This is a genomic window from uncultured Paenalcaligenes sp. (genome assembly GCF_947630565.1).
Taxonomy (GTDB): Bacteria; Pseudomonadota; Gammaproteobacteria; order Burkholderiales; family Burkholderiaceae_B; genus Paenalcaligenes; species Paenalcaligenes faecalis.
This window is the reverse complement of the sequence record NZ_CANRIC010000006.1, coordinates 23,603-43,719: the sequence shown is the minus strand read 5'-3', so window position 1 is coordinate 43,719 and position 20,117 is coordinate 23,603. Positions and strand designations below refer to the sequence as shown.

18 protein-coding genes are annotated in these 20,117 nt (G+C 46.5%); 13 read left to right on the top strand and 5 right to left on the bottom strand.

Annotated elements, in window-relative coordinates; genetic code table 11:
• Nucleotides 1-85 precede the first annotated feature (85 nt).
• A complete protein-coding gene (gene rpoA / locus Q0Z62_RS02405) occupies nt 86-1,069 on the top strand; it encodes a DNA-directed RNA polymerase subunit alpha (protein ID WP_269901030.1) in 984 nt (327 codons plus the stop codon).
• A gap of 171 nt (nt 1,070-1,240) precedes the next feature.
• Complete coding sequence (gene rplQ, locus Q0Z62_RS02400; protein ID WP_269901031.1) at nt 1,241-1,624, top strand: 50S ribosomal protein L17; 384 nt, start codon at nt 1,241-1,243, stop codon at nt 1,622-1,624.
• A gap of 77 nt (nt 1,625-1,701) precedes the next feature.
• On the opposite strand, the gene Q0Z62_RS02395 is transcribed toward rplQ, so the two are convergent.
• Nucleotides 1,702-2,604: a LysR family transcriptional regulator gene (locus tag Q0Z62_RS02395; RefSeq protein ID WP_298050492.1), complete on the bottom strand. Its 903-nt coding sequence runs from the start codon at nt 2,602-2,604 to the stop codon at nt 1,702-1,704.
• A gap of 161 nt (nt 2,605-2,765) precedes the next feature.
• Here Q0Z62_RS02395 and Q0Z62_RS02390 point away from each other — a divergent pair, with 161 nt between their 5' ends.
• From Q0Z62_RS02390 to dsbD, 8 genes are read left to right on the top strand one after another with little or no spacing between them, the layout of a single operon-like run.
• A complete protein-coding gene (locus Q0Z62_RS02390; protein ID WP_269901032.1) occupies nt 2,766-3,308 on the top strand; it encodes a VOC family protein in 543 nt (180 codons plus the stop codon).
• Entirely contained in the window at nt 3,305-4,318 is a 1,014-nt protein-coding gene (locus Q0Z62_RS02385; protein WP_298050489.1) for a fumarylacetoacetate hydrolase family protein, read from the top strand. Before Q0Z62_RS02390 ends, Q0Z62_RS02385 begins: the two co-directional genes overlap by 4 nt.
• A gap of 18 nt (nt 4,319-4,336) precedes the next feature.
• A complete protein-coding gene (locus Q0Z62_RS02380; RefSeq protein ID WP_269901034.1) occupies nt 4,337-5,368 on the top strand; it encodes a TRAP transporter substrate-binding protein in 1,032 nt (343 codons plus the stop codon).
• A 15-nt stretch (nt 5,369-5,383) separates the two neighbouring features.
• Complete coding sequence (locus tag Q0Z62_RS02375; RefSeq protein WP_269901035.1) at nt 5,384-5,923, top strand: TRAP transporter small permease; 540 nt, start codon at nt 5,384-5,386, stop codon at nt 5,921-5,923.
• Nucleotides 5,920-7,245: a TRAP transporter large permease gene (locus Q0Z62_RS02370; RefSeq protein WP_298050484.1), complete on the top strand. Its 1,326-nt coding sequence runs from the start codon at nt 5,920-5,922 to the stop codon at nt 7,243-7,245. The genes Q0Z62_RS02375 and Q0Z62_RS02370 overlap by 4 nt, the downstream gene beginning before the upstream one ends.
• Before the next feature lie 46 nt (nt 7,246-7,291).
• Nucleotides 7,292-7,936, top strand: a complete 645-nt coding sequence (gene maiA, locus Q0Z62_RS02365; protein WP_298050482.1) for a maleylacetoacetate isomerase — start codon at nt 7,292-7,294, stop codon at nt 7,934-7,936.
• A gap of 3 nt (nt 7,937-7,939) precedes the next feature.
• Entirely contained in the window at nt 7,940-8,041 is a 102-nt protein-coding gene (gene cutA / locus Q0Z62_RS10715) for a divalent cation tolerance protein CutA (protein ID WP_350339539.1), read from the top strand.
• 42 nt (nt 8,042-8,083) lie between these two features.
• Entirely contained in the window at nt 8,084-9,976 is a 1,893-nt protein-coding gene (gene dsbD / locus Q0Z62_RS02360; RefSeq protein ID WP_298050479.1) for a protein-disulfide reductase DsbD, read from the top strand.
• Between the two features lie 73 nt (nt 9,977-10,049).
• Here the strand turns inward: dsbD and hemB are convergent, their stop codons facing one another.
• Entirely contained in the window at nt 10,050-11,066 is a 1,017-nt protein-coding gene (gene hemB / locus Q0Z62_RS02355) for a porphobilinogen synthase (protein ID WP_298050476.1), read from the bottom strand.
• A complete protein-coding gene (gene yihA / locus Q0Z62_RS02350) occupies nt 11,063-11,686 on the bottom strand; it encodes a ribosome biogenesis GTP-binding protein YihA/YsxC (protein ID WP_269901040.1) in 624 nt (207 codons plus the stop codon). Before yihA ends, hemB begins: the two co-directional genes overlap by 4 nt.
• 163 nt (nt 11,687-11,849) lie before the next feature.
• Here yihA and Q0Z62_RS02345 point away from each other — a divergent pair, with 163 nt between their 5' ends.
• The 3 genes from Q0Z62_RS02345 (at nt 11,850) to ccsB (ending at nt 16,133) form a co-directional block, all read left to right on the top strand.
• On the top strand, nt 11,850-12,545 hold the full coding sequence (locus Q0Z62_RS02345; protein WP_298050472.1) for a c-type cytochrome: 696 nt from the start codon (nt 11,850-11,852) through the stop codon (nt 12,543-12,545).
• A 230-nt stretch (nt 12,546-12,775) separates the two neighbouring features.
• Complete coding sequence (locus tag Q0Z62_RS02340) at nt 12,776-14,779, top strand: cytochrome c biogenesis protein ResB (protein ID WP_298050528.1); 2,004 nt, start codon at nt 12,776-12,778, stop codon at nt 14,777-14,779.
• The gene (ccsB, locus tag Q0Z62_RS02335) at nt 14,772-16,133 is read left to right on the top strand and encodes a c-type cytochrome biogenesis protein CcsB (protein WP_269901042.1); all 1,362 of its coding nucleotides are present in this window, start codon (nt 14,772-14,774) and stop codon (nt 16,131-16,133) included. Before Q0Z62_RS02340 ends, ccsB begins: the two co-directional genes overlap by 8 nt.
• A gap of 40 nt (nt 16,134-16,173) precedes the next feature.
• Here the strand turns inward: ccsB and Q0Z62_RS02330 are convergent, their stop codons facing one another.
• Together Q0Z62_RS02330 and lysA are read right to left on the bottom strand one after the other, a co-directional pair.
• Nucleotides 16,174-18,666, bottom strand: a complete 2,493-nt coding sequence (locus Q0Z62_RS02330) for a bifunctional diguanylate cyclase/phosphodiesterase (RefSeq protein ID WP_298050468.1) — start codon at nt 18,664-18,666, stop codon at nt 16,174-16,176.
• Between the two features lie 156 nt (nt 18,667-18,822).
• Nucleotides 18,823-20,091: a diaminopimelate decarboxylase gene (gene lysA / locus Q0Z62_RS02325; RefSeq protein WP_298050466.1), complete on the bottom strand. Its 1,269-nt coding sequence runs from the start codon at nt 20,089-20,091 to the stop codon at nt 18,823-18,825.
• Nucleotides 20,092-20,117 lie beyond the last annotated feature (26 nt).

Genomic DNA, 20,117 nt, shown 5'->3' with positions numbered 1-20,117 from the left:
TGTGGTCTCTTACCGTTATACGGATTTCTATCATTCCATCAGCCTTATCGGTGTAACGAGCCGAGGGTATTGAAAAGGAAAATCTATGTCTCAAGCCTTTCTAAAGCCACGCTCTATCGAAGTCGAGGCCATTACTAAAAACCACGCCAAAGTCATCATGGAGCCTTTTGAGCGCGGTTATGGTCACACTTTGGGTAATGCGTTACGTCGCATTTTGCTGTCCTCCATGACAGGTTATGCTCCAACCGAAGTTCAAATCACAGGCGTTGTTCACGAGTACTCCACCATTTCTGGTGTACGTGATGACGTAGTAGATATCATGCTGAACCTCAAAGGCGTGATTTTCAAACTACACGGTCGCGATGAAGTCACTCTGACTGTGAATAAAACCGGTGCGGGCGAGGTTTATGCTCGCGATATCGAATTACCGCACGACGTAGAGATCATTAACCCGGATCACCATTTAGCCACGTTAACTGACGAAGGCAAATTGGAGATGCAGATTAAGGTTGAGCAAGGTCGTGGCTATGTACCAGGTAACGTACGTGCTTTGACTGAAGATCGTCAACATACGATTGGCCGTATTATTCTTGATGCATCTTACAGTCCTGTTCGTCGCGTTAGCTACGCCGTTGAAAACGCGCGTGTAGAGCAGCGTACTGACTTAGATAAATTGGTTTTAGACATCGAAACCAATGGTGTGTTGACTCCCGAAGAAGCCGTGCGCCAAGCTGCTCGTATTCTGATGGATCAAATCTCTGTTTTTGCTGCCTTGGAAAACGAAGAAGACACCTTTGAGACAACTGAACGTGCAACACCACAAATTGATCCTGTGTTGTTACGCCCTGTTGACGATCTAGAGCTAACCGTTCGTTCTGCAAACTGCTTGAAAGCCGAAAATATTTACTACATCGGTGATCTTATCCAGCGTACAGAAAACGAATTGCTTAAAACGCCAAACTTGGGCCGTAAATCCCTCAATGAAATCAAAGAGGTATTGGCTGCACGTGGTTTGACATTAGGTATGAAACTAGAAAACTGGCCTCCGCTAGGTCTAGAGCGTCCTTAATGCGCTAAAAAAACGACAGAATGGCTATAGCTGACGAATAAATCGTGTTATAGTCTTCTGTCTTTTGCCGATCTGACCCGCAGATTTCATCTGAAAGAAGAGTCAGGGTAGGTTGTAGAGCAGATTGCTGCCTACACAAATTAGATTCACTTAATATATAGGATAATTATCATGCGTCATCGTCATGGTTTACGTAAACTAAATCGCACAAGCAGCCATCGTTTGGCTATGTTCCGCAATATGTCTGTATCTTTGATCGAGCACGAAGCCATCAAAACGACATTGCCTAAAGCCAAAGAATTGCGTCGTGTGCTTGAGCCTTTAATCACATTGGCTAAAAACCCAACTGTTGCTAACCGTCGTTTGGCTTTTGCCCGTTTACGCGATCGTGATGCAGTGACTAAATTGTTTGACGTGTTAGGCCCACGTTTCCAAGAGCGTAACGGTGGTTACACACGCATCTTGAAAATGGGTTTCCGTCAGGGCGATAACGCACCTATGGCCTACATGGAATTAGTAGAGCGCACCGAAGTTGAAACAAACGACGCTGAATAATTCAGTCGAGTTTGCTAAAAAAACCACTGTATAGATAACGCAGTGGTTTTTTTTATGGCTAAAGCCATAAGTCCTTATTAGCTGTGCTGATTAATAAAATGAAAAAGAGCATGCTTAAAGTGTTCGGCTGCAGGGGATAGGGTACGGGCAGAGCGTTCATATACATAAAATCGTCTATAGACAGCAGGGCTGTCTAATTGGTGCATCTGAAGTCCGTAAAGATCAACTAAAGGCCGAGCATACGGCATGCAGACCGTAAGTCCCAGACCTGAGTTCACCATACTTAATGCCGTCGACATAAAGCTCACCAGATAAGCGGGGCGCAAGTTCAACTCAGGCCCATACTCGGTACTATCTAAATCACCGGATAGACGTTTTGTGAATTGTCCCTGCAGTAAAATTAATGATTGTTCTTGTAAACACTGCCAGGTAATGCGTGGTTGTTGTGCCAGTGGGTGGTTTGGGGGAAATACTAGGTGAAAAGGGCTTTCAAAGAGTAGAGTCGCTGTAATGTCTGCGCTGCTGTCTCGATCAGGCCCAATACCAAAGTCTACCTCGCTGGCTAAGACCTTGTTGGCAACTTGTTCTACCCCACAGTCATGCAGCTGGACTTGAATGTCTGGATACTGACGTTGAAATTGAGCAATGACTTCGGGTAGCACCGTACTGGACAGCAGTTGTGGTGCGGCGATACGAACTAAGCCCTTTTTTAAGGCTTTGAGGCTCGCGGCCTCATCCAGTACGCTACCCAAATCTAATAAAATCTTATCAACTAATGGAAACAGATCTTTGCCTACATCAGATAAGTGAACACGTCGCGTACTACGATCAAATAGCTGTAATCCCAGAGAGAGCTCCATTTGCTTGATTAAACTACTGAGCGCTGATTGCGTAATAAACAGGTTCTGAGCCGCTACGGTAAAGCTTTCTGTCTTGGCTAACTCAACAAAAGCACGTAATTGTCGTAGGCTAATATTCATTAGGGTTTTCCCTAGATAGAGGTTATTTATTAGTTATTTTAATAAATGAAACGAAAAAATCAATTTGAATCATAGATGATTTTCGCTTTTAATGGATTCATCACCGTCATTTTATCGTTGCATGACTTATTGTTTCGATGTTCAGCAAGGAGACTGCTGTTATGATTAAAAAAATTCATCACGTTGCATACCGTTGTAAAGATGCTTATGCGACAGCCAAATGGTACGAAAAAAACTTAGACATGAAATTGGTTTTGGCGATAGCCGAAGACCGCGTACCGTCAACAGGCGAACCTGACCCCTATATGCATATTTTTCTTGATGCGGGCATGGGTAATGTATTGGCTTTTTTCGAGCTACCCACCCAGCCAGAAATGGGGCGTGACGAAAACACACCGACTTGGACGCAACATTTAGCACTAGAAGTCGATTCAATGGAAACGCTCTTAGCCGCTAAAGCACGTCTACAAGAAAATGGTATTGATGTGATTGGACCGACCGATCATGCTTTATTCCAATCCATTTACTTTTTTGATCCCAATGGTCATCGTTTAGAGCTTGCGGTAAATACCGCTTTACCTGGTATGGATGTGGCTTTAGACGAGGTGAAATGGGACATGTTAGAGGAATGGAGCCGTACTAAACGAGCTCCTAAACATGCAGCTTGGTTGCATGATGGCAGCTACAAGGAGATGTTTAAATGAAATTAGCCAGCTTAAAACAAGGCCGCGACGGCAGCTTGGTGGTTGTGAGCCGCGATTTAACCCGTTTTAAGGTGGTGGCAGACATTGCCCCTACCATGCAATATGCGCTCGAAAACTGGGAGCAGTGCGAGCCAGAGCTTCAAAAAGTGTATGCCGCGATTAACGACTCTGCTGATAATACGCAGGCATTTGACGCTAATTTATTCCATTCACCTTTACCGCGTGCGTATCAGTGGGCGGATGGCTCAGCGTACATCAATCATGTGGAATTGGTGCGTAAGGCCCGTAATGCAGAGGTCCCAGCCTCTTTCTACCATGATCCCTTAATGTATCAGGGCGCATCCGATGGCTTCTTAGCTCCTACGGATAACGTGGTGGCAGACCCAGCGTGGGGCATTGACTTTGAGGCTGAGGTTGCCGTTATCACGGGTGACTTACCGATGGGCGCTACGGTAGAGCAGGCGGCTGATTCAATTCGATTAGTGATGCTAGTTAATGACGTAAGTATGCGCGCACTGATCCCCGCTGAATTAGCGAAAGGCTTTGGCTTTTTACAAAGTAAACCCGCTAGTGCCTTTAGTCCTGTTGCAGTCACACCAGATGAGCTAGGTGATAAGTGGGCGGATAATAAAGTCCATCTTCCTTTATTGGTTGATCTAAATAATAAGCCTTTTGGGAAGCCTAACGCTGGTGTTGATATGACCTTTAACTTTGCGCAGCTCGTATCACACGTAGCTAAAACGCGTACGGTATGTGCTGGCACGATTGTGGGTTCGGGTACGGTATCCAATAAGCAAGGTAACTTGTGGGGCTCCTCCATTGATAATGGCGGTGTAGGTTATTGTTGTTTAGCTGAGGTTCGTATGTACGAAACCATCGAGCAAGGCCAACCAGCCACCCACTTTATGCAGCCAGGTGATGTGGTGCGCATTGAAATGAATGATGCCAATGGCAATAGCATTTTTGGTGTGATTGAAAATAAAGTTGAGCTTTTTCAGCCTCAAGCCTAATTAAATCAGGGGATCACTATGTTTAAAAAAACGCTTGTGGCGTTAGCATGTGCTGCAGCAACATTCGCTAGCGGTGCTGCCAATGCTGAAAAATACGTGTTGAAAGTGGCTCACTTTTGGCCTGCTGGCGCATTAAGCCAGCAAAAGGTGTTGGAACCTTGGTGTGAAAAATTAGCAGAGCAGTCGAACAATCGATTGGAGTGTCAAATTTACCCTGCTATGCAGTTAGGTGGCACACCTCAACAATTAATTCAGCAGGCTGCCGATGGCGTGGCGGATATTGTATGGACGCTACCTGGCTATACAGCAGGTCGTTTTCCTATCGTAGAGGCCTTTGAGTTACCTTTTATGGCGCATGATGCCGAAGGGGCAAGCCGTGCGTTGTGGGAGTACTACCAGACCTATGCCCAAGATGAATTCTCATCAGTAAAACCATTGGCATTTAATGTGCATGATGCAGGGCATATTCACAATAATCGTCGTGAAGTGACGAAAATTGCGGACATGCGTGGTTTAAAAATGCGTGCTCCAACCCGTCAAACCAATATTATGTTGGCCAAAATGGGGGCTACACCCGTTTCGATTCCATTACCTCAAATGGCGGATGCGCTTTCTAAAGGCGTAGTAGATGGCTACGTGCTGCCTTGGGAGGTCGTGCCAACAATGCGTTTGCATGAGCTAACCAAATACCATACCGAGATGAGTCCAGAGTCACCGTCGCTCTACACAACGCTCTTTACGATAGCGATGAATAAAGCACGTTACGAGGGCTTACCTGCTGATCTACAGAAGATTATTGATGACAATACGGGCGCTGATTTTTCTGCCCATATTGGTAAACAGTGGGACGAATCAGTTGCCGCTGCCCGTCAACATGCAGTAGACCGTGGTAATGCCTTTTACACCATTCCGGCAGATCAAATGGATGAGTGGTTAAAAGCAGGCGACCGTGTTGCGGCTGACTGGGTGAAAGACATGGATAAAAAAGGCCTAAAAGGCCAAGAAATGTTGGATACAGCAAAATCATTGATTGCTAAGTACAGCAAATAATAAAAAGGTGTTTTGATGGCAGAGGCTAGTTCAGTATCTGATACCAGCACTTTCGCCAAACCCACAGATCCGATCGGCCGTTTTCTATACGGCTGGTCGGTGCTGTCGGCATTAGGCGGTGCAGTGGTACTTTTTTTGGTATGTGGTTTATCCGCTTATAGTGTCATAGGGCGTTGGTTGTTTTCGTCGCCTGTGTTGGGTGACGTAGAGCTAGTACAGATGGGGGCTGCCATCAGTATTGCCGCGTGTTTGCCTTATGCGCAAATGCGCAAAGCACATATTATTGTTGATTTTTTTACACTAAAAGCGCCGCGTAGTGTGTGTCGTGTTTTAGACGTTTTTGCTGCGCTATTGTTGGCTTTTTGTGCAGCTGTATTGGCATGGCGTAGTTTGGTGGGTGGTATGGAAACCTATCAATATGGCGAAAGCAGCATGATTTTAGGGTGGCCGTTATGGTGGTCTTTTATTACCTTAGGCCCTGGGTTTTTATTGTTAAGTTTGACCTCGCTCTATAGTGCGTGGCGTTTTCTGCACGAGATTAAGGAGCCAGCATGAGTAGCGAAATTATTGGTATTTTAGTTGGCCTGTTAGCTATCGGCCTATTAGCGTTACGCATCCATATTGGGATTGCAATGCTGGTGGCGGGGTCAATTGGTTATGTGCTGCTATCAGGCTGGGCGCCTTTGATGAGCTACTTTAAAACCTTGGCCTATGGCCGGTTTTCTATGTATGACTTATCCGTAGTACCTCTTTTTCTTTTGATGGGTAATATTGCCTCTCATGGCGGGTTATCGAGTCGTCTTTTTCAGGCAACCAGTGCATTTTTAGGCCACTACCGAGGCGGGGTGGCAATGAGCGCTGTTGGGGCGTGTGCAGGCTTTGGGGCTATTTGTGGGTCCTCTTTAGCAACGGCAGCGACGATGGGGCGGGTCGCATTACCTGAACTACGTAAGCATAACTATTCACCTGCTTTAGCAACGGGTGCTTTGGCAGCCGGTGGTACCTTAGGGGTTTTGATTCCTCCTTCTGTCGCTTTAGTTATCTATGCGATTTTGGCAGAGCAAAACGTAGCCGTGATGTTTATTGCCGCAATGGTGCCAGGCGTGTTGGCTATGTTGGGCTATATGTTAGCCATTGCTATTGTGGTGCGCATTAAACCTGAAAGTGGCCCGGCCTCTGTTCGATTGCCTTGGGCAGAGCGCATTAAGGCTTTAGGCCGTGTTTGGCCAATCCTGATGGTGTTTTTGGTTGTTGTGGGTGGGATTTACGGTGGTATTTTTACCCCCACAGAGGCAGCCGCTATTGGGGTTTTAGCGACTTTGTTGATTGCAGTGCTAATGCGCGAAATTAGTCTGAATGGGTTTATTAATGCGGTGTTAGGGGCCATGGAGTCCACCGCAATGATCTTCTTGATCTTGATTGGTGCTGATGTACTGAACTCTTTTTTAGCCCTATCTCAGATTTCTCAAATGTTGGCTGATTTGGCAGTGAATAGTGGTTGGTCGCCTCTATTAATTCTTGCTGCGATGATCTTGGTCTATGTGTTGCTCGGTTGTGTGATGGATAGTTTGTCCATGATTCTTCTGACTATCCCTATTTTCTTACCCATTATTATGGGCTTGGATTTCTGGGGATTGAATTACACAGATAAGGCCGTTTGGTTCGGGATTTTGGCGTTAATGGTCGTGGAAATAGGGTTGATTACTCCGCCCGTGGGGATGAACGTCTTTATTATTAATAGTTTGGCTAAGGACATCCCGATGGGAGAGACCTTTAAAGGGGTATTGCCTTTCTTGGCTTCTGATATTATCCGAGTCGTTTTTCTTGTACTGTTCCCCAGTCTATCGCTATGGCTAGTCCATGTCATGGGTTATTAAATAATAAATAATGAGGGTGCGTTAAGCACCCAACTCTGGAGTCAACATGCGTTTATACACCTACTTTCGTAGTTCCGCGGCATACCGCGTGCGGATTGCTTTAGGCTTAAAGCAATTAGATTGGCAAGCGGTGCCTGTACACTTAGTCCAAGACGGCGGGCAACACCATAGCGAGGCTTATAAAGCCATTAACCCTGCGGGATTAGTGCCTGCTTTTGAAGATAATGGCGCAGTGCTAACGCAGTCTTTAGCTATTATCGAGTACCTAGACGAAACGTATCCTACGGTTTCATTGCTACCAGGGGATGCGGTGGCTAGAGCTCATATCCGCGCATTAGCCCAAAGTATTGCCTGTGATTTGCATCCTATCAATAACTTACGGATTCTTAAACACCTAGAACATAGCTTAGGCTTAGATGCCGAACAGCGTAAGGTGTGGTATTTGCACTGGATTCAAGTCGGCTTAGAGGCATTTGAGCAGCAACTGGCTGTGCATAATCAACCGGGTGACTTTTGTTATGGAAATAGTCCTACCCTAGCGGATATTTGCTTAGTACCTCAGGTATATAATGCGAATCGTTTCGGATATAGTGTGGATCATTTACCGCGTATAGCGAAAGCCATACAGGCGTGTGCGCAGCTGCCCGCCTTTATTCAGGCCGAACCGGCGAATCAAATTGACGCAGACTAACCTATCCTCGTTGAACAAGGATTAGCAGCTTGTGTGAACCTTGAGGGACCTGCCTTGTCTATGTATATATGGCAAGGCAGCGAGAGGGCGCAGACCTCAGCGTAGCCTTGGTGTTAACGAACATAATAATTAACCAAAGGATTTGCTATGTTGGGTTCTATACCCGCGACTCAATGCAGGCGGTGGTTACAAAGGCGCGTGCTGCTCCTTCTCACCTTATTATTTAGCCTAGGCTTATGGTATAGCCCTGCTCAGGCGTTTGACGATTTTTTAGACCCTGAACAGGCTTTTCAATTAGCCGTAGCGACTCATAGCCCGACTGAAATCGATGTGCATTTTAAAATCGCGCCTGAATACTATATGTATCAGTCGCGATTTGCGTTTTCACTGAATGGGGATGAGAACGGGATTACGGATGCGGCGTTTCCTCCGGCTAAAGTAATTTATGATCCCACCTTTGATGAAGACATGGCGGTGTATCGTGAGCAGGTAACGATTCGCGTTCCGATTCCTTCCGGCAAGGGCTTGCCTGGCTTACCCCTTAAGTTTGATATTAGCTATCAAGGCTGTGCCGATGCTGGCTTATGTTATTCGCCAATGACACAGACCATCCAGTTAGTGGCCGCTAATGAGGGCTACCGGGCGCAGGGGCCATGGGTGGTTGATACGGTGCCTGCACCTCTAGACCATGTGATAGAGCCTCCTGCGCAGGCTGTGAGCTTCTCAGAGGCCTTTAGTTTAAGTGATACGGGGATTGCTGGCTTCTTGTCTCAAGCCTCTGGCATAGAGATGATGGCGTTGGCCTTTGTATTAGGGCTGCTACTGTCTTTTACTCCTTGCGTATTACCGATGGTGCCTATTTTGCTCAGTATTATTGCAGGCCAAGGCATTAAAACCACTGATTCGCGCTGGCGGGGTTTATCTTTAGCGGCGGCTTATGTCCTAGGGATGTCGTTGGTGTACACCGCTTTGGGTGTTGCGGCAGGGTTGGCTGGGGCCAGTCTTGCGGCATGGTTACAAACCCCATGGGTACTCAGCTTATTTGCCGTCATATTAGCGGTATTAGCGTTATCTATGTTTGATGTCTATAACTTACAAGTACCAGCCAGCATGCAGTCCTCTCTACAAGGACGCCTATCTAAAATCCCCGGCGGTAAATATGGCGGTGTGTTTTTGATGGGGATGTTGTCAGCTTTAATTGTGGGCCCATGTGTGGCCGCTCCTCTTGCTGGTGTTTTGCTATTTATTTCTCAGACCGGAGATGTGGTGTTAGGTGGGGCGACGCTATTTGCTTTAGCGTGGGGTTCAGGTGCGCTCTTATTGGTCGTCGGGGCTTCTTCCGGGGCGTTGTTGCCTAAGGCTGGGGGCTGGATGAATGGCATTAAATATGGTTTTGGGATTTTATTGCTAGCGACCGCATGGTGGATGGTGAATTCGGTATTACCGATATGGGTGCTGATGCTAGGTTGGGCGGTTTTAGCCATCTGGTCTGCCTCGCTGTTGGGTGCGTTCCGTCGTCTCGCAGAGGATGCTTCTGTATTTCAACAGCTATTAAAGGGTTTAGGCATTTTGGTGGCGGTGTGGGCCGTGGCTCTTATCGTAGGGGTGGCCTCTGGTAGCCGTAGTATTACACAGCCTTTAGCGGGATTTGGAGCAAGCGTCGGATCTGTTGCTTCCGTAACGGCCCCTCCTTTTCAACCGATTACCTCAGTGGCGGAATTAGATGCCGCGCTAGCCGCTGCGGACCGTCCTGTCATGGTGGATTTTTATGCGGATTGGTGTGTGTCATGCATCGAGATGGAGCAGTTCACGTTTACCGATCCAGAGGTCGCTCAGAAAATGGGCAACATGATTTTGCTTCAGGCGGATGTGACTAAAAATACGCCTAATGACCGCGAACTATTAAAACGGTTTAGCTTATTTGGGCCTCCCGGTATTATTTTCTTTGATGCCGCTGGCAATGAATTACCCGACCCAAGGGTGATAGGCTTTATGCCCCCAGATAGGTTTAGTCAGGAATTAAACAAAGTCATGCGTTAAATAAACAAAGAAAAAGGGTCAGCTAATGCTGACCCTTTTTACGCTTTAATCGTGATTTATAAAAATAAATCGCTTATTTATTCGCCTGCATCCATTTTGCGGCCTCGATGGCGAAGTACGTCAAAATACCATCTGCCCCAGCACGTTTAAAGGCGAGTAATGACTCCATCATCACTTTATCGTGATCTAGCCAGCCATTTTGAGCAGCGGCTTTTAGCATGGCGTATTCACCACTGACCTGATAGACAAAAGTGGGCATGCCAAAGGCGTCTTTGACCTCGCGAAGAATGTCTAAATAGGGCATACCTGGTTTAACCATCACCATATCAGCTCCCTCGCGGATGTCAGCCGCAACCTCACGGATGGCCTCTAAACGATTGGCAGGGTCCATCTGATAAGAGGCTTTATCTGACTTGCCCAAATTAGAGGCAGAGCCTACCGCATCGCGGAAAGGACCATAAAATGCACTGGCGTATTTGGCGGAGTAAGCCATGATACGGGCATCAATAAAGCCATTTTGATCCAAGATGGTGCGGATTGCGCTGACTCGGCCATCCATCATGTCACTGGGGGCGATAATATCTACCCCTGCTTGGGCCTGATTCAGAGCCTGTTTGCGTAGCACCTCTACGGTTGGCTCATTGAGAACATAGCCTTCGTCATCAATAATGCCGTCCTGACCGTGACTGGTGTAAGGATCTAATGCCACATCCGTTAAGACCCCCAATTCTGGAAATTCTTTTTTTAGCAGGGCTACGGTACGAGGCACAAGACCATCGGGATTTGCTGCCTCTAAGCCTTGAGGGCATTTTTTCTCGGCTTCGATGGAGGGGAACAGAGAAAGAACCGGAATACCGAGTTTTACACATTCCTCGGCCACAGCTAATAACTGATCTGGAGAGTAACGATAGACTCCCGGCATAGAGCCGACCGCCTCGCGGACGTTTTTCCCTTCTTGGATGAAGACAGGGTAAATAAAATCATCAACGCTAACGGCAGACTCACGCACTAGACGTCGAGTGAAGTCGTCTCGACGATTACGACGTGGGCGACTATGTGGAAAGTGAACATCAGGTAGAAATTTTGTCATGGTACGAATTGTGGTGAAATCCAGTTTTCTATGTGTAAGGTGGCGTCTTCGAGGCCTAGGCGATGCGTAGCAGAAAAAGGGATGGCATGCACCGCACCAATTTCGTTGAGCTCTTTTCGAGCAGCCGCAACGGCCTGTATTCGTTTGCCATATGCGAATTTATCAGCCTTAGTTAATAATACCAATACGGGACGCCCGGTAGGGGCGATCCAACGAGCAAGTTGTAAATCCAGGTCTGTCAGGCCACGACGAATATCAATCACAAGGACGACGCCCGCCAGTGACGTCCGGTCGCGTACATAGCTGCCTAACATTTGATCCCACTGCTGTTTTTCTTGGCGGTTTACGGCGGCATAGCCATAGCCGGGTAGATCGACTAAATAACCAAGCTGTTCGTCTTCGGTCAGCGGGTCAGGGATACCAAACATATTGATTAACCGTGTTCTTCCCGGTGTTTTACTGGAAAAAGCCAAGCGGCGTTGGTTTGTTAACACATTGATGGCGGAGGACTTGCCCGCATTGGAACGCCCCACAAAACATACCTCTGGCGGCCCTGCCGGGGGTAGTTGATGCAGTTGCGCTGCAGAGATTGTGAAGCGGGCGCGATGTAATATAGACATGATTGCAGCAATTTCCGTTTAATTTTATAGCTCTATTGTATAATCACTGAGTTTAATACAGTATCGTCGTGTTCTTGGCAAAGATTCTTTAGCAGAATGCGGCGGGTTTGGCGGCGTAGGCCCCTTTGCTTATTCCAGTTGAATCGCGATTGTCGAGGACTACATGAAGCGAGTGCTATCAAAATTTATTATCACAAGCAGCCTAATCGCGGGTTGTTCCGTGCTGAATTTCGCTTATGCAGCGGATGCAGCAAAACCCGACCTACAAAAAGGCGAACAGCTCTATCTTAATGGCAACTTAGCTAAAGGCGTATTAGCCTGTGTAACCTGTCACGGAGACGCAGGTAACAGCACCCTTGAAGCTAATCCTAACTTGGCCCAACAGCCTTTTGAATATCTAGTCAAACAATTAGGTGACTTTAGTCCTAAAAAAGATGACGTACCAGCGACTCGTTTAGCTGCTGGGGGTGTTCCTGCTGTGATGGCAAGTATTGTTGCTAATATGACACCAGAGGAAATGCGCGATGTGGCGTATTATCTCAGTCAACAAACTCTAGACCCAACCAAAGCCGCAACAGCGACAAAAATGGAAACCCTAGAGCGTGGACAGAAAATTTGGCGTGGTGGCTTGCCTGAGCGTGGCGTTGCTGCCTGTGCAGCCTGTCACTCACCCAATGGTGCTGGTCTTCCTGGCCAATACCCACGACTAAGCGGGCAGTTCCCGTCTTACATTGCAGAGCAACTTCGCTTGTTCCGCAGTGGCGATCGTAATAATCAAATCATGATGCATGATATCGCTGATCGTATGAACGATGCTGATATCGACGCTGTGGCTGATTACGCTGCAGGTTTGCGCTAATCGCTTTTTTGATTGATACACAAAGCTCACCTTGTCTGGCCAAACCACAAGGTGGGCTTTGCTGTGTTTGACCTATAAAAATTTAGTATAAAGGTGGGGAACTTATCATCTAATCCCTACTCTAATGGTGTCAGCCATTTACCCATTTATCTTATAAAAGTAATTCTGTGACTGTATCCACCACTCAACGTCGCGCTAGCTCCGAAGACGTATTTGAACTCTTGGGTTCCATGCGTTTTGCGGTCAGTATGCTGGTCTTTATCTGTGTAGCCAGCTTAATAGGAACCGTTGTTGCGCAAAATCAGGCAATCAACACCTACATTGATCAGTTTGGCCCTTTTTGGACAGCTCTATTTGATAAGTTCACCATCTGGAATGTTTACAACAGTTGGTGGTTTCTGGTCATTATGGGGTTTTTGGTGGTATCCACCACCTTATGTGTGATCCGTAACACACCAAAGATGCTAAAAGACGCCAGTGCCTTTCGCGAATATGTACGTGGCTCCAGTTTACGTGCCTTCCCTCATCGGGTCGAGATCGAATCAGACCATAACCCCCAAGCAAACCTAGAGCCTGTTCAGTCATGGCTCAAGTCTCATGGATATGCATATAAAGTGCGCAATGATGAGGACGGCAGCTATATGGTGGCGGCTAAAAAAGGGGGCGCAAACCGGCTAGGTTATATTTTTGGGCACGTAGCGATTGTGGTGATCTGTATCGGTGGCTTGTTAGATAGCGAACTACCAATTCGTATCCAAGTTTGGCTGGGAGACAAATCCGCCATTACTGAAAACATGTTTGTGTCACAAGTTCCCGAATCAGGTCGGTTAAGTCTGTCAAACCCTAGCTACCGTGCCAATATGCTATTGCCCGAAGGCTCCAAAACGTCTCACGCTATTGTCAGTTATGGCGAAGGCGTTTTGATTCAGCCTGTGCCATTTATTGTGGAATTAAAACGGTTTATTATTGATTACTATTCGACCGGAATGCCCAGCAGTTTTAAAAGCGAGGTAGAGGTCATTGACGAAGAGCGTGGCGAACGTTTTTCTCAGGTGATTGAGGTGAATGAGCCGTTACGTTATCGGGGCGTAACCGTTTATCAGTCAGGTTTTGATGATGGTGGCAGTAAATTACGCTTAGGCGTGCATTCTTTGGTCGGCAGTGATTTTGAGCCAACTCGACTAGAGGCCACCGTAGGCGACACCAACGTTCCTATTGTTTATAACAAGGATACCGGTGATCGCGTTAACGCCACGTTCACTGAATTACGGGTCTTTAACGTAGAGGACCTAACCGACGGCTCGCCGCAGCCTAAAGCGCTCATGGATCATGTGGCATCGGTGGCGGGTTCCAGTGTTAAACCTAAAGATGACCACCTGACGAATGTAGGGCCCAGCATTCATTATCGTTTAACGACAAATGATGGTCAGTCATTTGATTACGTGAACTACATGGTTCCCATGATGTTAGATGATTTCCCTGTGTTTTTATTAGGGATGCGTCGTAATCAGGCCGATTTTTTCCGTTATGTGCGGATTCCCGCCGACTCAAAAAGCACGATGTCTGAGTTTATGCAGTTGCGCGCAGCAGCGACAGATACAGACTTACTAAAATTAGCTGCTAAACGATTTGCGATGCGCAGTGGTCAGGTAGACGCGGGTTCCTTAATGGAGCTAGCCTCATTTAAAACCATTGAAACCTTTATGCAGCGCGGCTTTAACGGCATTATAGAGCCGGTCCCCGAGGCCGAGCGTGAGCGTATTCTGGGTCTAACAGTACCCATGCTACAGATGACTTTGCTTGAATTGCGCAATATCGTGCGTGAAGAACAGGGCTTAGAACCAATTAATTACAGCGGTGAAAAGGGCGAGCGCGAAGAACAGTGGGTACAGCTTGCACTCTTAGCTTTTGCTAATATGCCAGAGTATCCCGCGCCAGTTATCTTAACCTTAGATGGTTTTGACCAGATTCAAGCCAGTGTTTTTCAGGTTGCGCGTAGCCCGGGCATGTATATTGTTTATACCGGTAGCTTATTTTTAGTTATTGGTATTTTTGTCATGATTTATATTCGTGACCGTCGTATTTGGGTGTGGGTACGTCCTAATGGTACAGGTAGTTTATTAACTGCTGCTATGACATCCCAACGTCGTAACTTAGATTTTCAACAGGAATTCCAGCGCTTCCAAACCGCTTTCCAGCGCTTGTCAGCCAACAGAGGTAACGAAAATGTCTAATACTGCCGCTTCTTCTGCGCCCTCTATGTGGAGCGAGGATTTACGCGCTCCCAGTGGGGATTCTCGTGGGGTGCGTGGTCGCCCCACCATAAGTGATGCTATTTATTTTGTCGTATTGGCGTTAGCTGTTGTTTTTTGTCTGAAAACGTACCCAGACAGCATGGACTATTACGAACGCATCATTCTGATGGCAACCGTGCCTTTGCTGGTGTGGATGGGTTGGTTATGGCGACCTTTACGGACAATGACGGTGGTAGTGAGCTTGGTGGCGCTATTTGCCATTTGGCTCTATAGCCCAGATGGTAGTTTGGCCAATGGCGATATCAACCGCTCTGAAACGGTGTTTTTCCTTAAATATCTGATTTCATCTCAATCGGCTATTTTATGGATGTGTGCTCTGTTTGTGATTGCAACTGCCATGTACTGGATTGGTATGGTCAGCTCTACGGCAGCGTGGATAGGCTCCGGATTGACATGGGCTGCTGTCTATGCGGGCGCAATTGGACTACTGGTGCGTTGGCGCGAAGGGCATTTACTAGGCCCAGATATTGGGCATATACCTGTCAGTAACTTATACGAAGTCTTTGTGCTTTTTGCTCTTATGACGGCGATGTTTTACCTGTATTACGAACGTCGCTATGCAACGCGAGCCTTAGGTGGCTTCGTCTTATTGGTCGTGTCGTCGGTGGTGGTGTTTTTGTTGTGGTATTCATTTACCCGCGATGCACATCAAATCCAACCACTCGTTCCTGCCCTAAAAAGCTGGTGGATGAAAATTCACGTGCCAGCTAACTTTATCGGTTATGGCACCTTTGCGCTCTCTGCTATGGTTGGCTTGGCCTATTTAGTGAAAGAGAATGGTGAGACGAAATCATGGGCAAAACTCTCGCCTGTATTTATTCTGGGTGTGTTGTTATGTGCCGAACCCTTAATTTTTAGCTCAGGTAAATTCTCTGCGACATGGATGCTGTACTTTGGTATCAGTGCCATTATTGTGGGTTTGATCTTAGCTTTCCGCGGCCCGATTTCAAAACGATTGCCATCACTAGAGATCCTAGATGACATTATGTATCGGGCCATCGCGGTTGGCTTTGCCTTCTTTACTATCGCGACGATTTTAGGGGCGTTGTGGGCGGCAGATGCGTGGGGTACTTACTGGCAGTGGGACCCTAAAGAAACCTGGGCTCTGATCGTTTGGCTGAACTATGCCGCGTGGTTGCACATGCGATTCATGAAAGGCTTGCGTGGTACGTTTAGTGCTTACTGGGCTTTGGTGGGATTGATTATTACTAGCTTTGCCTTTTTAGGCGTAAATATGTTTTTATCAGGACTACACTCGTACGGCGAGCTGTAATAATAGGCACTCAACACACGCTTCATCGCCTGTTGAGTGCCTATTTAAGTGTGATTTCTTGAATATAGTTAATGATGGTAGGGTCTTTAATTAAGGCTCTAATATCATCTGCTTTCACAATATCTTCAGGGGATCGGGGTTTAGAGACCGCAAACCCTTGGGCGTAATGCACGCCCATTTCTTTTAGTTTAGCTAGGGTGTCTACGTCCTCTACCCATTCTGCAACGCAAGTCATGCCTAGGTTGCGGGCTAACTCTACAATAGTACGGACAATGGCAATATTGCTTTCTTTGCTCAGCATGTCTTGAATGAGCGCCCCATCTATTTTAATGGAGTTAGCAGGCAGTTCACGCAGATAAGAAAAAGACGTATATCCTGCTCCAAAATCATCTAAAGCAATACGAACCCCTTTTTGCTGTAGACGCAGCATGAAGTCTCGGGTACGAGTTAGGTCTTGCAGGGCTACGCCCTCTGTAATCTCTACACAAAGCTTATTTAGCAAATGCTTATAACTATCTAAAATGGCAAAGAGATCCGTCACAAACTTGTCATTATTTAGAGAATAACCGCTTAGGTTAACGTTGATTTGCTTGGTGCTTGCTAAATGCTGTTGATTTGAGTTTAACCAGTCTAACGTTGCCATAAACACCCATTTATCAATGATACTAATGGTGCCATTTTCCTCTGCATCAGGGATAAAGGTATGCAGGGGGATAAGCTCGCCATTATCTCGGCGGATACGTAGTAAAACTTCTACATTTAATGAGGCTAATGGGTTTTGTAAATCCATCAACGGCTGCATTTCAACAAATAGGCCTCGGGTTGTACCATTTTCCAGATGCTCGAATAGCTGGAGTTCTTCGGCACGGTACTGCATTTCTTTGGAGTTATGCTCATACAGAACAAAGTCAGTGTTGCGACGTAAGGCGTCTACACAGGCGCTTTGAGCGGTGCGTAAGGCGGCTTGCTCATCCATGCCTTCACCTATCTCAACTAAACCAAGGTGTACATTTAGCTCGTAGTCTCTAAAGGGGGTGGAGATAACCGTCTTATTGAGTTTACTGGTGATCTCTATGGCAAGCTCTTGGGCCTTTTCCGCTGTTGTGTTGTTGAGCAAGAAGACAAAATCATCGCTACCAATACGCCCAAATGAGTGGCGTTGTTTCAGTACGTCACTGATGCGCAGACTGACCTCTTGAAGTAGTGCATCGCCAGAGGCATGACCGTAGGTACGATTCACATGGTTAACGTGATTGACATCCAAGTAGGCAATAAAACAAGGCTGATGATGGCCTAGATTATGGATGGCATATTGCAATGCTTTTTCTAGGCCACGCTGGTTTAAGACCTGCGTGACTGGATCGTTATCTGCCATCGCTTTGAGGCGATTTAGCGTGTTCATGTAGGGCGTAATGTCTTGTAAGGTTAAGACATAGCCCTCTGGGATTGTATTGGCATGTAAGGCGAATAAAGGCTTTTGTACATCCAGCGTCGACTTAGTTGAGTTAAGTTGGATTTCTGTATATTTACCCGCCTGAGTGCGTTTTACGATGTGTTTCCAGTTTTGGTCAGGGAAAAGCATACCCCATACTAAAGGGCGAGGCTGGGAGAGCTTAGCGCACAGACGTCTAAAGGCCCTATTCGACCGTAAAATTTGTCCCTCATGGTTGATTTTTAAAACAGAAAAAGGGCTGTTTTGGTAGTTAGAGCGTAGCTCGTTTTGACTCTGTTGTAATTGACTGATGCGGCTTGCAATCCCAAATACGATCATGCTGTTGCAGAGTATGAGGAAAATTAAGGCATTGAAGTGTGATAGGACTGTATTGCCTATAGAAAGCAAACTAAGTAACGATGAGGCTAGAGCGCTAACAAGAATACTAAGTAGGATGATTTGCCAGCCATATAAATTCACCCGCTCAATCAAGACACGTTGCACACTAAGAGTCAGGGCAATAAGTAAGGCCAGCGGTATAATAACGGCCGTCACAGCGTGAAATAGACCTGGGGCTGGGATCAACGAAAGGATAAAAACACTTAGGGCAATGAGCCCCAGTATGCTGTTTTTTTGGTTGCTTGATGGCGATATGTTTAAGCTAAATTGCAGCAGTTGTTGGCTTAAAATAAAGTACATGCCCACCGTGATTTGATTGATATAGCTCGTCAAATAAACCGGTATTTGTAGTTGCATCCAAAATGCATCCATTCCAAGCATATAGCTGCCCAGACGCAAGTTACAAAGAATCCAAGCAGCACTAATTAGGAAAAAGCGATTTTTTTTATAAAAGGCAAGCAGGGCGGTAAAAACAGCAAAGCTTAACAACGCGCCCTCAATGAGGTGGTAGTTATGGAGCTGAGTGGTTGATGAGCTAAAGCTGATGACCTGTAGAGACGGGTTTGGAGCTAAGAACAGTAGACTGAGCAGAGACAGTACTGCAATCAGCCCTGGGATATATAGGGACGCCAAACGGTAGTTGAAAGCAAGCAGCTTCCAACGTCCAATAAACTTGATTGGTAAAGCCTTTAACCCCGTCATAAAAACAGCCTATGTGCAGCAGGCAGTCTGTGTAGGCTACCTAAATATAATCTTACATAATCATTAAGAATAATTACATCTTAACAATAATTAACGAATATAACCTTACAATCTTTATGGACAAAAAGACAGCCCTTTTCAGGGCTGTTTAGGGGTTTAGTCTAGAAGGCGTTCACTTTCAAAAATCTTTTGTATGTCTTCGCGGGGGCGAACAAGATGTACGGACTGATCATCCACGATGACCTCGGCCGCGCGAGGGCGCGTATTGTATTGGCTAGCCATGGTAAAAGCATAAGCACCTGCTGACATAATGGCTAATAAATCGCCTTGCTCTAGGCGTAATGGGCGATCTTTAGCTAGCCAATCACCGCTTTCGCAGATAGGGCCAACAACATCATATTGGTGGGATGGTACGTCTTCTGAGCGGGGTGTGACAGGCTCAATATCATGCCATGCGTCGTATAAGGTAGGACGAATCAGATCATTCATCGCAGCATCGACAATAGCAAAGTTTTTTTCTTGATTGGATTTGAGGTATTCAACCTGTGTTAATAGCACACCGGCATTGCCAACCAATGAGCGACCTGGCTCTAGAATCAATTGCAAATGACTTAAACGTGCGGCATCTAAGGCTTGAAAGACGGCGCTAAGTAGCTCGGTAGGTGTTGCAGGGGTTTCATCCGTATAACGAATACCCAGTCCACCCCCAATATCGAGATGACTGAGTTCTATGCCTTGGGCTTGTAACTGCTTAATAAGGGCTATGAGCTTATCTAAGGCATCTAAATAGGGACTAATTTCGGTGATTTGTGAGCCAATATGGCAGTCAACACCCACAATATCGATGCTGGGCATTTGTTGGGCGCGTGCATAAATCGCAGGGGCTTCGTTGATATCAACGCCAAACTTATTGCCTTTTAAACCAGTTGAAATATAAGGGTGGGTTTTGGCATCTACATCTGGATTGACGCGTAGTGATACGGGGGCTTTGACCCCTTTGTTAAGGGCGATTTCAGCAATGCGCTGGAGTTCTGCTTCGGACTCTACGTTAAAGCATTTGATGCCAGCCTCTAGAGCTGCCTCGATCTCCCAGGCTTGTTTTCCTACCCCAGAGAATACGATTTTGTTGGCATCCCCTTTTGCTGCTAACACACGAGCTAATTCACCGCCAGAGACAATATCAAATCCAGTACCCAGACGAGCAAACTCATTGAGGATGGCCAGATTGGAGTTTGCCTTCATGCCATAGCAAACTAAAACATCACGACCTTGGGCAGCAACATGGTAGCTTTCCCATGCATCGTGTAGGGCTTGGCGTGAATACACGAATAAAGGCGTGTCAAAGTCGTGTGCTAATTGGGCTAGGGACACGTTTTCGGCATGTAAAACGCCGTCTTTAAGTTGAAAGTGCTTGGCTATGGTCATAATAATAAGGCCACAAAAAATTAATC